Source organism: Shimwellia pseudoproteus (assembly GCF_016415625.1).
Taxonomy (GTDB): domain Bacteria; phylum Pseudomonadota; class Gammaproteobacteria; order Enterobacterales; family Enterobacteriaceae; genus Shimwellia; species Shimwellia pseudoproteus.
In genome coordinates this window covers 25,144-40,791 of sequence record NZ_WBXP01000033.1, presented here as the reverse complement: position 1 = coordinate 40,791, position 15,648 = coordinate 25,144, and the positions used below count along the sequence as shown (strand labels likewise).

Genomic DNA, 15,648 nt, shown 5'->3' with positions numbered 1-15,648 from the left:
TAGCGCGGTGGTCCCACCTGACCCCATGCCGAACTCAGAAGTGAAACGCCGTAGCGCCGATGGTAGTGTGGGGTCTCCCCATGCGAGAGTAGGGAACTGCCAGGCTTTAATTAAACGGAAAAGCCCTGTCGCAAGACAGGGCTTTTTTGTGTCTGCGATTTACTGACTGACGTCAGGTATTACTATCTGGTGGGTGCTAACCCACCATGCGCTTATTTCTGCCCCTGTAGCCACTCACGGATAAACTGGCTTATCTGCGCAACATTATTCAAATCCAGTTGGGCCACATCAATATCGAGTACCTCATCACTGGCCACCGCCAGGGTATGCGCATCAATCCCCAGCTCTGCCAGGCTATGGCCGGTTGCGGCGCGAAACAACAATATCTTCGCCACCACCTCATGCTTAAATCCTTCCACGAGGATCAGATCCAGCGTACTGGCGTCCATCCGCGATGCCAGATAATGCAAATCCATCTCTCCGGCATCCGGGGTTTCAGTCATCAGCGCCCAGCGTTGATTGCTGGCAACCAGGGTCTGGGCAGCACCGGCTTTGCGTAACTCATAACTGTCCTTACCGGGTTTATCGACATCCATATTGTGGTGGGTATGTTTAATCAGCCCAACGCGAATACCCTGGGCAGTAAGCACCGGGATCAGTTGCTTAAGTAACGTTGTTTTCCCGGTACCGCTAAATGCAGCAATCGCCAGTAAAGGGACCATTAATTATTCTCCTGCCATAGAATGAGATCGTCAGGGCTATTCACATTCGCAAAGGCGCTATGCTGTCCAGCAAAGGAAACCGGCACCCCACCGGCCTGCCGCAGAAAAACCATAACCCGCCGCTCTCCGGCCTGCAAATACTCCCTCAGGGGCGCCTGTAGGCGGCGGTGAACCAGGGCTATTGTTGGATGATCGCGCTCGCCGTCATGTACCCAGGCGGCGGGAGCAGCCTGCTTATTTTCCCAGAGACGCCGCGCCAGGTCTTGCGGGATCCCGGGGACATCGCAGGGGCAAAACAGAAACCACTCTCTGTCGCTGGATGCCAGTACCGCGAGCATGCCTGCCAGGGGGCCGGGGAAGCCAGATAGCGTATCCTGAACAACAGGCAGGCCACTTTTCTGGTATTCGGCAATATTGCGGTTGGCGCTTATCATCACCCCGCCAGTCTGCGGGGCCAGACGCGTATATACCCGCTGCCAGAGTGGCTGGCCGTTGAGTTGAACCAGCCCTTTGTCCTGGCCCCCCATACGGGTGGCCCGGCCTCCGGCCAGAATTGCCCCCTGTAGCTGGGATAATCTCATTACTATATCGCCCCTTTTCATGTGGGATTGAGCCTGCTAACGTGTTGCTATCAAGTAAAAGGAGTACCACCATGAAATGCAAACGTCTTAACGAAGTGATCGAGTTGCTCCAGCCAGAATGGCAGAAAGAGCCCGATCTAAACTTGCTGCAATTTTTACAGAAACTGGCCAGCGAAGCAGGCTTTAACGGTGATCTGGTTGATCTGACCGATGATATTCTGATCTACCATCTGAAAATGCGCAGTAGCAGTAAAGATGCCGCGATCCCCGGTCTGCAAAAAGACTACGAAGAAGACTTCAAAACCGCGTTGCTGAAGGCCCGCGGTGTTATTAAAGAGTAAAAGCTTGTAAGAGACGCCACCGTTGGCGCCGTGAAATGTTATTCTGCTATATTCGTGCCACTCTGCGGATATCGGAATGACAGATAACGCATTTAATTTTCAGACATTACACCCGGATACTATCCTTGATGCATTATTTGCCCAGGGGATCCGGGTTGATTCCGGGCTTACGCCGCTTAACAGCTATGAAAACCGGGTTTACCAGTTTCAGGATGAAGATCGGCGGCGTTATGTCGTCAAATTCTACCGTCCCCAGCGCTGGACCACACAACAAATTGCGGAAGAGCACCAGTTCGCCCTCGAACTGGCGGAACATGATGTGCCCATCGCGGCGCCGCTGATACTTAATGGCGAGACGCTGCTACAACATGACGGCTTCTCTTTTGCTGTCTTCCCGAGCCTGGGTGGCCGCCAGTTTGAAGTCGATAATCTTGATCAACTGGAATGGGTCGGCAGCTATCTTGGCCGTATTCATCAAATCGGGCAGCGCTGCCGCTTTACGTACCGGCCGGATATCGGGCTGGATGAATATTTGCATCAGCCGCGCAATATCTATGAGCAGACACCATTGATCCCCGCTGGGTTAAAAGCCGCTTTTCTACAGGCCACTGATGCGCTGATCGCTGCGGTGATCCCGCGCTGGTCTGATAGCGTCACCACACTGCGCCTGCGCGGCGACTGTCACCCGGGGAATATCCTGTGGCGCGACGGGCCGCTGTTTGTGGATTTAGACGATGCGCGTAATGGCCCGGCAGTGCAGGATTTGTGGATGCTGCTGAATGGCGATCGTCAGGAACAGCGCATCCAGCTTGAAACGGTGCTGGAAGCCTATGAAGAGTTCCAGCGCTTTGATCCCAAAGAAATTGCGTTGATCGAACCTTTACGCGCGATGCGATTGGTTTATTATCTGGCGTGGATAATACGGCGCTGGGACGACCCCGCATTTCCTGGAAATTTCCCCTGGCTACGGGAGGAAGATTTCTGGCGAAGACAGACTGCCACCTTTAATGAGCAGGTTAAGGTTCTGAATGAACCGCCATTACAATTAATGCCGATGTATTAATGTGACTCTTTCAGGAGATATTGAGATGAAAAAAGTTTTGCTGGCGCTGGCGGGGATGGTTCTCGCATTTGGTGCTTCTGCTGCCCAGATCGAGAACGGAAAACAATATATTACGCTGGATAAACCGGTTGCTGGCGCGCCGCAGGTTGTTGAATTCTTCTCCTTCTATTGCCCGCATTGCTACCAGTTTGAGCACGTACTGCACGTGTCTGAAAGTGTAGAAAAGAAACTGCCTGAAGGGGTCAAAATGGCCCGTTACCACGTCGAGTTCCTCGGGCCGCTGGGTAAAGATCTGACCCAGGCCTGGGGTGTTGCTATGGCGCTGGGCGTGGAAGATAAAATCTCCAATCCGATGTTTGACGCAGTGCAGAAAACCCAGACTGTGCAGAATGTAGCGGATATCCGTCAGGTGTTTATTGACGCGGGGGTTAAACCAGAAGAGTACGACGCTGCGTGGAACAGCTTTGTGGTGAAATCCCTGGTAGTACAACAGGAGAAAGCCGCCGCTGACTTCCAGCTTCAGGGAGTACCGGCGATGTATGTGAACGGTAAATATATGCTTAACCCGCAGGGTATGGATACCAGCGACATGAACGTCTTTGTTCAGCAGTATGCGAACACGGTAAGCGCGCTGGTTGCGAAAAAATAAGCGCGTCAGACAAAAAAAGCCGGTCACTGACCGGCTTTTTTATTATCTTGGTATATTTGCGTCAACTGCTCGTCTTTCTGCTGCCACAGGCTGTTTAGCCAGCGCTGAAAACGGCGCTTAAAGTTCTTATCATTCACATAATCCCCGTGCAGCTCACCTTCAATCGGCACCAGATTCACCCGCACAACGATCCGGGTCAGCTTACCGCTTAGCATATCGTAGAAGGGCGAATGTCGGTTCTCCGGGTAGCAGAGGGTGACGTTTAATAGTTTATCGAACTGTTCGCCCAGTACGTTCAGCGCCATTGCGATACCGGCGGCTTTAGGGGGCAACAGATTCTGATAAGTCGAACGTGTCTGGTGATGTTTTTCTGGTGTGAACCGCGAGCCTTCGACGAAATTAACAATCGTTGTGGGGTGGGCGCGGAATTTCTCACAAGAACGGCGTGTGGTTTCCACATCCTTGCCGCGACGTTCGGGGTGGCGTAGCAGATAACTGCGGGAGTAGCGCTTCATAAACGGCATATCCAGCCCCCAGCAGGCCAGGCCAATAAAAGGCACCCAGGCTAGCTGCTGTTTGAGGAAGTATTTATTCATCGGGATCTGCTTACGGAACAGCACGCACAGGATCACGATATCAGCCCAGCTGCTGTGATTGCAGATCAATAAATACCAGTTTTTCTTGCTCAGGCCATTGAGCCCTTCCACATCCCACTGAAGGTGGGGATTCAGCCGCAACAGGATAGCCAGCCCTTCACACCAGCAATACATCATGAAATTACAAAACGCAGAGACAGTACGCCAGATGACAGGGATCGGTAGCAGCAGCTTAATAATGCTGGCCAGAATAATGGGTACGGAGCAGGCAATCGTAACCAGGATAGTAAGAACGACACTTAGTAATAAAGTAATCGCGGCAATCAATCTCGACATCATTTTGTTTATCAGTTAGTTAGCAAGGTTATGCCGCTAAAAAAGTGTAATAAGACGCAGATTTTACCAGAAAAAGTGCCCTGGCGACTTAAGTAAACCTGAACCATGCGAAAAACTACACTGCCGCATCAGAATAGTGCGCTGCTGGCGTACAAACTGGCGTTTATATCCACATTGATATGTTACCTGTGGCAAACGTTATTTAACCTTTGAGCAACAATAAGTTATTGAAATAAAATGTATTATATAAGTGTCGTGCTGCTTAAATATATTCCCGGGAAATTACCATGGAAATTACACACAAACTTATCCACAGGAAGATCCTGTCAGGGATCGACAAATCGGGCATTTCTTTTCAGCTTTCTGGCGGCAAAAGTTCATGTTTATCGCCCGCCTATGGCATCCTTGACCTATGAATTCATAATCAGGCACGGAACATTATGGTCCAGATTGCAGAAAACCCCCTTATCCTGGTCGATGGCTCTTCTTATCTTTACCGGGCGTATCACGCATTTCCCCCTCTGACAAACAGCGCAGGCGAGCCGACAGGGGCGATGTACGGTGTGCTGAACATGCTGCGCAGCCTGTTGCTGCAGTTCCATCCTTCGCACATTGCGGTGGTGTTTGATGCCAAAGGTAAAACCTTCCGTGACGAGCTGTTTGAAAGCTATAAATCGAACCGACCGCCGATGCCGGACGATCTGCGGGTGCAGATCGAGCCGCTGCACGCCATGGTAAAAGCCATGGGCCTGCCGCTGTTAGTGGTTCCCGGGGTTGAAGCCGATGACGTTATCGGTACTCTGGCCCGGGAAGCCGAACGTGCCGGGCAGCCGGTACTGATCAGCACCGGCGATAAAGACATGGCGCAGCTGGTTACCCCGGCTATCACCCTGATTAACACCATGACCAATACCGTCCTCGGGCCTGAGGAAGTGGTGACCAAATATGGGGTTCCGCCGGAACTGATTATCGACTTCCTGGCCCTGATGGGTGACTCGTCCGATAACATTCCCGGGGTACCTGGGGTGGGTGAGAAAACGGCCCAGGCATTACTGCAAGGGCTGGGTGGGCTGGATACGCTGTACCAGCACCCGGAAAAAATTGCCGGGCTTACCTTCCGTGGGGCAAAAACCATGGCGGCGAAGCTGGAACAGCACAAAGAGGTGGCCTACCTCTCTTACACCCTGGCAACCATTAAGACCGATGTCCCGCTGGAGCTAAGCTGCCAGCAGCTGGCGGTGAATGAGCCGGATAGCGAGGCGCTGCTGGCGCTGTTCAGCCGCTATGAATTTAAGCGCTGGGTTAGCGATGTTGAAGCCGGTAAATGGCTGCAGGCGAAAGGCGGCAAGGCGGCGAAACCTGTGGCCGCGGTTACCCCAGCTGCTGAACCCGCTGCATCTGAGCAAAACGCGGTGGCCATCTCTTATGATGAATACGCCACTATCCTGGATGACGCTGCACTCGATGCCTGGATTGCCGAACTGAAAAAAGCGCCGGTGATTGCGTTTGATACTGAAACTGACAGCCTGGATAACATTAACGCCAATCTGGTCGGGCTCTCTTTTGCCGTAGCACCTGGTAAAGCGATATATATTCCGGTGGCCCATGACTATATTGATGCCCCGGACCAGCTGGCCAGAGAGCGAGTACTGGAGAAGCTTAAGCCCCTGCTGGAAGATCCTGACTGTCTGAAAGTGGGCCAGAATCTGAAATATGATCGCGGCATCATGGCGAACTACGGTATTGAGCTGCGCGGTATTGCTTTTGATACCATGCTCGAATCCTACATTCTTGACAGCGTGGCCGGGCGCCACGACATGGACAGCTTGGCGGATCGCTGGCTACAGCACAAAACCATTACCTTCGAAGAGATCGCCGGGAAAGGCAAAAATCAGCTGACCTTTAACCAGATAGCGCTGGAAGAAGCCGGCCGCTACGCGGCGGAAGATGCTGATGTCACTCTGCAACTGCACTTACAGATGTGGCCAAAGCTGCAAACGGAGACCGGGCCACTTAATGTGTTTAAGCACATCGAAATGCCACTGGTGCCGGTGATTTCCCGTATCGAACGCAATGGGGTGATGATCGATCCTGACGTGCTCCATGCCCATTCCGCAGAACTGGCCCAGCGCCTGGTGGAACTGGAGCAGAAAGCGCACGATATCGCCGGAGAAGCCTTTAACCTGTCATCCCCGAAACAGCTGCAGACCATCCTGTTTGAAAAGCAGGGTATCAAGCCGCTGAAGAAAACCCCGGGCGGGGCGCCGTCGACCTCTGAAGAAGTACTGGAGGAGCTGGCGCTGGATTACCCGCTACCGAAGGTGATTCTGGAGTATCGCGGGCTGGCTAAGCTGAAATCCACCTACACCGACAAATTGCCGCTGATGATCAATCAGAAAACCGGCCGGGTGCATACCTCTTACCATCAGGCGGTAACGGCCACCGGACGTTTGTCCTCCACCGATCCGAACTTGCAAAATATCCCGGTACGTAATGACGAAGGGCGCCGTATTCGTCAGGCGTTTATTGCCCCTGAGGACTATCGTATTGTCTCGGCGGACTACTCCCAGATTGAGCTGCGTATTATGGCGCACCTGTCCCGGGATAACGGCTTGATGACCGCTTTCGCCGAAGGGAAAGATATCCACCGGGCCACCGCGGCGGAGGTGTTTGGCTTACCGCTGGAGAGCGTTACCGGCGAGCAGCGCCGCAGCGCCAAGGCGATTAACTTCGGCCTGATCTATGGGATGAGCGCTTTTGGTCTGGCGCGGCAGTTGAACATCCCGCGTAAAGAAGCCCAGCGCTATATGGATCTCTATTTTGAACGCTACCCTGGTGTTCTGGAGTATATGGAGCGCACCCGCCAGCAGGCCAAAGAACAGGGTTATGTTGAAACCCTGGATGGCCGCCGCCTCTATTTACCGGATATTAAGTCCAGTAATGGTGCCCGCCGTGCCGGGGCTGAACGGGCCGCAATCAACGCCCCCATGCAGGGTACCGCCGCAGACATTATTAAGCGGGCAATGATTGCCGTTGATAACTGGCTGGTAACGGAACAGCCGCGGGTCAGAATGATTATGCAGGTACACGATGAGCTGGTCTTTGAAGTACATAAGGATGATGTGGCTGCGGTAAGCGCACGTATTCATGAGCTTATGGAGAATTGCTTCACGCTGGATGTGCCGTTGCTGGTGGAAGTGGGTGCCGGGGATAATTGGGATCAGGCTCACTAAATACTTTGTTTTACGCGGTATTTTATGTAATTAAGCAACATAACCCATCTTTTTTTGTGATGGATACACAAAATTGTCATATGGAAATGAAAAAAAACTACAAAAACTCCTTTTTAGTTTTCGGGAAAAGGAGTAAAGTTACTCTTGTAGGGTACAGAGGTAAGATGTTCTATCTTTCAGACCTTTTACTTCACGTAATCGGATTTGGCTGAATATTTTAGCCGCCCCGGTCAGAAATGGCCGGGGCGTTTTTTATTGTCTGGCGTTTATTATCAGCCGCGATGAACCGGCATGGCGCGGGCAATAAAAAAGGCCACCGCAGTGGCCTTATGTTCTACGCGCGCTGTTATTCCGCCGGTTGTTGGTCTTCGGTGGCTTCCACTGCGGACAGGTTAGTAAACCAGTCATCCAGTTTATGCTTCAGCTTATCCACCCCAAGTTTCTTCAGGGATGAGAACACCTCAACCTGTACATCGCCGTTAAACGCAATCACCGCTTCACGCACCATATTCAGCTGCGCTTTGCGCGCCCCGGATGCCAGCTTATCCGCCTTGGTCAGCAATACCAGCACCTGTAAATTGCTGTCTACCGCCCAGGCTATCATCTGCTGATCAAGATCTTTCAGTGGATGGCGAATATCCATCAGAATGACCAGGCCCTGTAGGCACTGGCGTTTATGCAGGTACTCCGCAAGGGCCTTCTGCCATTTGCGTTTCATTTCTTCCGGCACTTCGGCGTAACCGTAACCGGGCAAGTCGACCAGGCGTTTGCCTTCTGCTACCTCGAACAGGTTGATCAACTGGGTACGCCCAGGGGTCTTACTGGTTCTGGCGAGGCTTTTCTGATTGGTCAGGGTATTCAGCGCGCTGGATTTCCCGGCATTAGAGCGGCCTGCAAATGCCACTTCGATACCGGTATCGGACGGCAGGTGGCGAATATCGGGCGCACTCATCACAAAATGCGTCTGTTGGTAATTCCAGTTAGTCAAAATGGTCGTCTCCCGTAAACCTTGCTGGTGGAGAGTATACCTGAACGGCAGCAAAAGGCCGTTATTTCCGCCCCGGTAGGCAAAAACCTTACACCGTGTGAGACATTGACCATAACCAGGTTGCGACTTTAGCGAAACGTACAGTAAGCCTGAAAAAAAATACGTTTATAAAACAAAATATTAAATCGTTCGTGTGATAACGATCTCATCGTAAAAACGCGGTAAGTCACTTGTTTGTCATACGCATCAGGGTAAAGTAGTCATCAAGGCGGGGGAGCCTTAAAGGAGTAAGACACTCAGGATGAGTGTTCAGGGGTGTCAGGATGACACAGAAGGACAAGCCAGGATGGCGGGCGTCTGGAGACGCATAACAGGGAAAGGGAACACAACAAGGATTGTTGTTGCTAAGGGAAAGACAGGGGTTGTCGATAGCAAACAGGGAATGTGTTGCCCATAATGGGTGGTGAGCAAATAAAAAAGGCGGCAAATGATTTGCCGCCTTTTTTATTTGCTTGCTTTCTGCTAGATTCCGCCGCAATTCTATACTAAATAAAACGACTTAAGCTGGCGAAATTATGAAGCAACAAGCATCCACAGCGCGCGGTGGAAAAGGGCGCGCAAAACCGTATCGCAAGACGCGTGAAGAGTTAGATCAGGAAGGACGTGAGCGCAAACGCCAGAAGAAACACCGTGGCCATTCGGCGGGTAGCCGCGCACAAGGCAGTAGCCAGAACGGTGGTAAAAATACCTCCCAGCAAGATCCGCGTATCGGCAGCAAGAAACCCATTGCACTGGGCATCACTGATGCACCGGTAAAACCGCAGCACAAACCTAAGAGTGAGAAACCTATGTTGACACCCCAGGCTGAGCTGGAATTACTGGAAAATGATGAGCGCCTTGATGCCTTACTGGAGCGCATGGAAGAAGGCGAGACCCTGAGCCAGCAAGATCGTGATTGGGTTGATCAGAAGCTGGATCGCATTGATGCGCTGATGCAGCAGCTGGGCCTTTCCTATGACGATGACGAGTCGGAAGAGGAAGAAGAAGCCCAGGAAGACATGATGCGCCTGCTGAAGGGTAAATAACCCGCGGTCTGATGATGGGCAACGTGGTTCTGCTACTTATCCTACCGATAGTTTGTTATCTGGGTTGGTTGTTCGTTAAACTACACCGGTTGTCGCAGCGCCAACGGCGGCTGCGCAGCCAGCTCACCGCCCGAGGGATGGGCAGGGTTGCGGGTTCCCGGCGTGGACGGCATCGTCGCAAGGAGTGAGTATGTCTGAGCAATTAATTGAATGGGATCTGGCCCTGATCCAGAAATATAACTATTCCGGGCCGCGTTATACCTCTTACCCCACGGCGCTTGAGTTTAGTGACGCGTTTGGCGCCGCCGATTTCTCCCGGGCGATTGCGCGCTATCCTGAGCGCCCGCTCTCCCTGTATGTACATATCCCGTTCTGCCACAAGCTATGTTACTTCTGCGGCTGCAATAAATTAGTCACCCGCCAGCAGCATAAAGCCGATCAATATCTGGATGTACTGGAACAAGAGATAATCCACCGCGCACCGCTGTTTGCCGGCCGTCACGTCAGCCAGATGCACTGGGGCGGCGGTACCCCCACCTATTTGACCAAAGCACAAATCAGCCGGCTGGTGGGCCTGCTGCGCCGCTATTTTAATTTCACCCCCGATGCGGAAATGTCTATCGAGGTTGATCCCCGCGAGATAGCACTAGATGTTATCGATCACCTGCGCCAGGAAGGATTCACCCGCCTGAGCATGGGCGTGCAGGACTTTAATAAAGAGGTCCAGCGTCTGGTGAACCGCGAGCAGGACGAAGACTTTATCTTTGCCCTGCTTAACCGCGCCAGAGAGGTGGGCTTCACCTCCACCAACATTGATCTTATCTACGGCCTGCCGAAGCAGACCCCGGAAAGTTTCGCCTTTACCCTGCAACGGGTGGCTGCGCTGAACCCGGATCGGCTAAGCGTATTTAATTACGCCCATTTGCCGCAGTTGTTCGCCGCCCAGCGGAAAATCAAAGACAGCGATTTGCCCAGCGCACAGCAGAAGCTGGATATTCTGCAAGAGACCATCTCCAGCCTGACGGCTGCGGGTTATCAGTTTATTGGTATGGACCATTTCGCCCGGCCAACGGACGAGCTAGCCATTGCCCAGCGCAATGGGGTGTTGCACCGTAATTTCCAGGGCTACACCACCCAGGGAGATACTGACCTGCTGGGGATGGGGGTTTCCGCCATCAGTATGATTGGCGATTGTTATGCCCAGAACCAGAAAGAGCTGAAGGCTTACTATCAGCAGGTTGATGAGCAGGGTGATGCACTATGGCGCGGCCTGGCCCTGACCCGGGACGACTGTATTCGCCGGGATGTGATAAAGGCGCTGATTTGCAATTTCCAGCTGTCTTATGGCGATATTGAACGGCAGTGGGGGCTGGAATTTTCGACCTATTTTGCCGATGACCTGGCATTGTTGACGCCGCTGGCCGCTGACGGGCTGGTGGAGATGGATACACAAGGGATTCGGGTTACCGGCAGGGGCCGGCTGCTGATCCGCAATATTTGTATGTGCTTCGATATCTATTTGCGCCGTAAGGCACACCTGCAGCAGTTCTCCCGGGTGATATAAAATAAAAAAACGGGCAATGCCCGTTTTTTTATTAGCTGAAGAAGTTTATCAGCGCAGCACACAGCAGCGCGGCGACAGCCGTCTGCGGTGTATGGCCCGCAGCACTGCCCACTTCGGCTGTCTGCGTTACCATATTGATGAGTGATTCCAGCATGTTTATTCCCCCGAGTGAACGGGCATGATCATACGTATCTTTTAGTCACAGTAAAGGCGAAAATAACAGCAATTCTCCCCGCCCCGGCGATGGCCAGCCCTTACTCCATACCCAGCTCTTTGAGTTTGCGCGTCAGGGTATTGCGCCCCCAGCCTAATAACCTTGCGGCCTCTTGCTTATGGCCCTGAGTGTGGCGCAGTGCAGTGGTCAGCAAGGTGCGCTCCATCTCCGGTTGTGCCTCTGACAGCAGGTTTTGATGACCGGAACGTAACGCCCGATCGGCCCACTGTGCCAGCAGGGTTGCCCAGCTATCCGGTAGCGATTGATCGGTACTGTCCGGCACACTCACTTCAAATAATTCGGGCGGTAAATCCTGGATAAGCACTTCCTGGCCTGCGGCCATGACCGTTAACCAGCGGCAGGTATTTTCCAGCTGGCGGACGTTACCCGGCCAGGCCAGACGGGTGAGCGCGGCTTCCGTTTCCGGGTGCAGTTGTTTGGCTTCCACGCCCAGCTCCCTGGCGGCAACCTGCAAGAAATGGCGCGCCAGACGGGGAATATCTTCCTGGCGTTCGCGCAGGGGCGGCAGGTGAACCCGGATAACGTTCAGGCGGTGGAATAAATCCTCACGGAACTTGCCTTCATGTACCCGCAGCTCCAGGTTCTGATGGGTGGCGGCAATGATGCGCACATCCACTTTTACCGGTGCATAGCCCCCCACCCGGTAGAACTGGCCATCAGCCAGCACGCGTAACAGGCGGGTCTGGACATCCAGCGGCATATCGCCAATCTCATCCAGGAACAGCGTGCCGCCATCGGCCTGTTCAAAACGGCCCTGGCGAATCTGATTAGCGCCGGTAAAGGCGCCTTTTTCGTGGCCGAATAGCTCAGATTCAATCAGATCCCGGGGAATTGCCGCCATATTTAGCGCAATAAACGGCGATTTGGCCCGGGGGCTGTGGCGGTGCAGCGCATGGGCGACCAGCTCTTTACCGGTGCCGGATTCGCCGTTAATCAAAACGCTGATCGATGAGCGGGACAGGCGGCCTATCACCCGAAAGACATCCTGCATCGCGGGTGCTTCACCGATAATATCCGTGGTGGGGCCGTTGACCTGGGTGTTACGCGGCTGCTGTTGTTCCTGATAGTGGCTAATGGCGCGATCAACCAGCGCCACCGCTTCGTCAATATCAAACGGCTTGGGCAAATAGTCGAAAGCCCCTTGCTGATAGGCGCTGACGGCGGCGTCCAGATCGGAGTGTGCCGTCATAATGATGACCGGTAGCATCGGGTGCAACTGCTTAATTTGGCTGAGCAATGCCAGCCCGTCCATGCCGGGCATGCGGATGTCAGACAGCAGCACATCGGGGGTTTTGGTGGTCAGTGCTTCCAGTACCTGATGCCCATTTTCAAACGTAACACAGCTTAAGCCCGCACCGGTCAGCGCCCGTTCCAGCACCCAGCGAATGGAGCTATCGTCATCAACGATCCATGCTATCCCACGTTGCATAAACACCTCTATTTCCGAATAGGCAGGAAAACCGAGAACTCGGTATGGCCTGGCCAACTGGTAAATTCAATTTTCCCTGAATGTTGATCGATAAGACTGCGGGCTATCGACAGCCCCAACCCGGTACCACCTTCCCGGCCACTGACCATGGGGTAGAACAGGGTATCCTGCAACTGGGCAGGGATACCCGGGCCATTGTCTTCAATATCGATCCTGGCGGCGAGCCGGTAACGCACGCCGTGTAATGTGAGCTGAAATGCCGTGCGGGTGCGCAGGATTATCTCGCCGCCGTCGCGGCCCAGTGCCTGAAGCGCATTACGCACAATATTCAGCAGGACTTGCTCGATTTGATCGGGGTCGTGGGCCAGCTCCGGCAGGCTCGGGTCATAGTCACGGATCAGCTTCACGTTGTCTGGTAGCTCCATCGAGACCAGTTTCACCACCCGCTCGGCCACCTTATGGATGCTTTCCGTCACGTGCATCCCGGGGTGCTGAGGCCCTAACAGCCGGTCCACCAAGTTACGTAACCGGTCGGCCTGCTCAATAATGACTTTGGTGTACTCGGTTAACGACGGGTCCGGCAGCGCTTTATTGAGTAATTGCGCCGCACCGCGTAGGCCGCCCAGCGGGTTTTTAATTTCATGTGCCAGGCCACGCACCAGATCTCTGGCGGCTATCTGCTGGGCATGCTGCAATTGCTCCTGGCTGAGCCGGCGCTGATTATCCATCGGGGCCATCTCCAGCAGGATATAGCCATCAGGCAGCCGCTGTGCGGTCAGGGAGAGGATATGGGACCGGGCATCCAGTACCAGGGTCACTTCGTTATCCGTAAAGCCCTGGCCCGCATTGAGGCTCTCTCGCATCAGATCGATATTTAATGAGAAATAGCTCAGCAGCTCAGGAAGTGGCGTGCCATAGAGTTTGCGGGCGCTTTGTGCCAGCAGTTGCTGCGCTGCCGGGTTGGCGTAATGCACCGCCAGGGTGTCATCCACCAGCAGAATACTGTTAATGAGAGAATTAAGGATCTGCCCGGCATCGGGCAATACTCCGGTTGCCATTTGCAGCCTCCTCGGATTGCACTGTTTTAGTGCATTGTAGCGTTCTGACCCGGAATCAGGCGATATCGGCGTGTCGTGTCGGTGAAAAAAGCCCATCCGGAGATGGGCTGAAAAGTTTCCACGGCAACAAAAAACGACATTTCTGGTTTCCCGGCCGCGTGGCGCTACCGGCCAGGAAGCCATCAGCGAGGGTTACACGCTGTAATACAGTTCGAACTCAACCGGGTGCGGCGTCATGCGTACGCGGTCGTTTTCAGCGCGGCGCAGTTCGATGTAAGCGTCGATGCTGTCGTCAGAGAACACGCCACCCGCTTTCAGGAACTCGCGGTCCTGATCCAGCGCGTTCAGTGCTTCTTCCAGAGAGCCGGCAACCTGTGGGATCTCTTTCGCTTCTTCCGGCGGCAGGTCATACAGGTTTTTATCCATGGCTTCGCCCGGATGAATTTTGTTTTTAATGCCGTCCAGGCCCGCCATCAGCAGTGCGGTAAAGCACAGGTACGGGTTGGCTGCCGGGTCCGGGAAACGGACTTCGATACGGCGGCCTTTCGGGGAGGCAATCACGGGAATACGGATAGAGGCAGAGCGGTTGCGGGCAGAGTAAGCCAGCATAACCGGTGCTTCGTAACCCGGGACCAGACGTTTGTAGGAGTTGGTGGTCGGGTTTGCCAGGGCGTTAATTGCTTTTGCGTGTTTGATAACGCCGCCGATGTAGTACAGCGCCATTTCAGACAGGCCCGCGTATTTGTCACCGGCGAACAGGTTCACCCCGTTTTTGACCAGGGACATATGGCAGTGCATGCCGGAGCCGTTATCCCCAAACATCGGTTTTGGCATAAAGGTCGCAGTTTTGCCGAAGCGGTGCGCCACGTTGTGCACCACGTATTTGTAGATCTGAGTTTCGTCCGCTTTTTTGGTCATGGTGTTGAAGCGGCACGCCACTTCGTTCTGGCCAGCGGTCGCCACTTCGTGGTGATGCGCTTCTACCACCAGGCCCATTTCTTCCATGGTCAGGCACATGGCAGAGCGCAGGTCCTGGGAAGAGTCAACAGGCGGCACCGGGAAGTAACCGCCTTTCACGCCCGGACGGTGGCCTTTGTTGCCGCCTTCGTATTTGGTAGCGGAGTTCCACGCGCCTTCGATATCGTCGATAGCCACGTGAGAACCGGAGATAGAGCTGCCGAAGCGAATATCGTCGAACAAGAAGAATTCAGGTTCTGGCCCGAACAGTACGGTGTCAGCCAGACCGGTAGAGCGCAGGTAGTCTTCAGCACGTTTAGAGATGGAACGCGGGTCGCGGTCATAGCCCTGCATGGTGCCTGGCTCAAGGATGTCACAGCGGATCAGCAGGGTCGGTTCTTCGTAGAACGGATCGATAACCGCGGTAGAGGCGTCCGGCATCAGCACCATGTCAGATTCATTGATGCCTTTCCACCCGCCGATGGAGGAGCCATCGAACATTTTACCTTCTTCAAAGAAGTCAGCATTTACCTGGTGGGCAGGGATAGTGACGTGCTGTTCTTTACCTTTGGTATCGGTGAAGCGCAGATCGACAAACTTCACCTCATGTTCATTCAGCATCGTCAAAACGTGTTCAGCGGACATACTTAACTCTCCCGGGTTTTATCATTGTCGTCGTGGTAACGAGGTCTTGCACACTTCTAAAATGTGGCTTTTTGCAGTGATTCTACTAATTTCTTACGTAGCGAAATCTGTGCCAACTTTTAAAAAGGGTGCAAAAGGCGTTATCATGCGCGTCATAGTGCAAAAC

15 protein-coding genes and 1 rRNA gene are annotated in these 15,648 nt (G+C 53.6%); 8 read left to right on the top strand and 8 right to left on the bottom strand.

Going from position 1 to position 15,648, the window contains the following annotated elements:
• Nucleotides 1-105, top strand: a 5S ribosomal RNA gene (gene rrf, locus F9C28_RS14155); the annotation flags it as partial.
• 107 nt (nucleotides 106-212) lie between these two features.
• On the opposite strand, the gene mobB is transcribed toward rrf, so the two are convergent.
• The gene (gene mobB, locus F9C28_RS14150; protein ID WP_199016002.1) at nucleotides 213-722 is read right to left on the bottom strand and encodes a molybdopterin-guanine dinucleotide biosynthesis protein MobB; all 510 of its coding nucleotides are present in this window, start codon (nucleotides 720-722) and stop codon (nucleotides 213-215) included.
• Nucleotides 722-1,303 (bottom strand): molybdenum cofactor guanylyltransferase MobA, encoded by a 582-nt coding sequence (gene mobA / locus F9C28_RS14145; RefSeq protein ID WP_199016001.1) that lies wholly within the window; start codon nucleotides 1,301-1,303, stop codon nucleotides 722-724. The genes mobB and mobA overlap by 1 nt, the downstream gene beginning before the upstream one ends.
• A gap of 71 nt (nucleotides 1,304-1,374) precedes the next feature.
• Here mobA and F9C28_RS14140 point away from each other — a divergent pair, with 71 nt between their 5' ends.
• The 3 genes from F9C28_RS14140 (at nucleotide 1,375) to dsbA (ending at nucleotide 3,356) form a co-directional block, all read left to right on the top strand.
• Nucleotides 1,375-1,644 (top strand): YihD family protein, encoded by a 270-nt coding sequence (locus tag F9C28_RS14140; RefSeq protein WP_199016000.1) that lies wholly within the window; start codon nucleotides 1,375-1,377, stop codon nucleotides 1,642-1,644.
• Between the two features lie 76 nt (nucleotides 1,645-1,720).
• Nucleotides 1,721-2,707 (top strand): serine/threonine protein kinase, encoded by a 987-nt coding sequence (locus tag F9C28_RS14135; RefSeq protein ID WP_199015999.1) that lies wholly within the window; start codon nucleotides 1,721-1,723, stop codon nucleotides 2,705-2,707.
• 25 nt (nucleotides 2,708-2,732) lie between these two features.
• On the top strand, nucleotides 2,733-3,356 hold the full coding sequence (gene dsbA, locus F9C28_RS14130; RefSeq protein WP_199015998.1) for a thiol:disulfide interchange protein DsbA: 624 nt from the start codon (nucleotides 2,733-2,735) through the stop codon (nucleotides 3,354-3,356).
• A 23-nt stretch (nucleotides 3,357-3,379) separates the two neighbouring features.
• On the opposite strand, the gene F9C28_RS14125 is transcribed toward dsbA, so the two are convergent.
• Nucleotides 3,380-4,288 carry an acyltransferase gene (locus F9C28_RS14125; protein ID WP_199016006.1) on the bottom strand — a complete coding sequence of 303 codons (909 nt, stop codon included), beginning with the start codon at nucleotides 4,286-4,288 and terminating at the stop codon, nucleotides 3,380-3,382.
• A 440-nt stretch (nucleotides 4,289-4,728) separates the two neighbouring features.
• On the opposite strand from F9C28_RS14125, the gene polA reads away from it, so the two are divergent.
• The gene (gene polA / locus F9C28_RS14120) at nucleotides 4,729-7,521 is read left to right on the top strand and encodes a DNA polymerase I (protein WP_199015997.1); all 2,793 of its coding nucleotides are present in this window, start codon (nucleotides 4,729-4,731) and stop codon (nucleotides 7,519-7,521) included.
• Between the two features lie 164 nt (nucleotides 7,522-7,685).
• Complete coding sequence (locus tag F9C28_RS20555; protein WP_071892919.1) at nucleotides 7,686-7,733, top strand: spot 42 RNA, inhibition of DNA synthesis; 48 nt, start codon at nucleotides 7,686-7,688, stop codon at nucleotides 7,731-7,733.
• A gap of 134 nt (nucleotides 7,734-7,867) precedes the next feature.
• Here F9C28_RS20555 and yihA read toward each other — a convergent pair whose 3' ends face one another.
• A complete protein-coding gene (yihA, locus tag F9C28_RS14115) occupies nucleotides 7,868-8,509 on the bottom strand; it encodes a ribosome biogenesis GTP-binding protein YihA/YsxC (protein WP_199015996.1) in 642 nt (213 codons plus the stop codon).
• Between the two features lie 575 nt (nucleotides 8,510-9,084).
• Between yihA and yihI the strand changes: the two genes are divergently transcribed.
• Both yihI and hemN read left to right on the top strand, forming a co-directional pair.
• On the top strand, nucleotides 9,085-9,594 hold the full coding sequence (gene yihI / locus F9C28_RS14110; RefSeq protein WP_199015995.1) for a Der GTPase-activating protein YihI: 510 nt from the start codon (nucleotides 9,085-9,087) through the stop codon (nucleotides 9,592-9,594).
• Nucleotides 9,595-9,784: 190 nt separating this feature from the next.
• Entirely contained in the window at nucleotides 9,785-11,158 is a 1,374-nt protein-coding gene (gene hemN, locus F9C28_RS14105; RefSeq protein WP_199015994.1) for an oxygen-independent coproporphyrinogen III oxidase, read from the top strand.
• A 31-nt stretch (nucleotides 11,159-11,189) separates the two neighbouring features.
• On the opposite strand, the gene F9C28_RS14100 is transcribed toward hemN, so the two are convergent.
• The 4 genes from F9C28_RS14100 to glnA all read right to left on the bottom strand — a co-directional run bounded on the left by F9C28_RS14100 (nucleotide 11,190) and on the right by glnA (nucleotide 15,482).
• Nucleotides 11,190-11,312: a YshB family small membrane protein gene (locus tag F9C28_RS14100; RefSeq protein ID WP_199015993.1), complete on the bottom strand. Its 123-nt coding sequence runs from the start codon at nucleotides 11,310-11,312 to the stop codon at nucleotides 11,190-11,192.
• A 100-nt stretch (nucleotides 11,313-11,412) separates the two neighbouring features.
• Entirely contained in the window at nucleotides 11,413-12,822 is a 1,410-nt protein-coding gene (gene glnG / locus F9C28_RS14095; protein WP_199016005.1) for a nitrogen regulation protein NR(I), read from the bottom strand.
• Nucleotides 12,823-12,830: 8 nt separating this feature from the next.
• Nucleotides 12,831-13,880 (bottom strand): nitrogen regulation protein NR(II), encoded by a 1,050-nt coding sequence (glnL, locus tag F9C28_RS14090; protein ID WP_199015992.1) that lies wholly within the window; start codon nucleotides 13,878-13,880, stop codon nucleotides 12,831-12,833.
• A 192-nt stretch (nucleotides 13,881-14,072) separates the two neighbouring features.
• On the bottom strand, nucleotides 14,073-15,482 hold the full coding sequence (gene glnA / locus F9C28_RS14085; protein ID WP_199015991.1) for a glutamate--ammonia ligase: 1,410 nt from the start codon (nucleotides 15,480-15,482) through the stop codon (nucleotides 14,073-14,075).
• Nucleotides 15,483-15,648 lie beyond the last annotated feature (166 nt).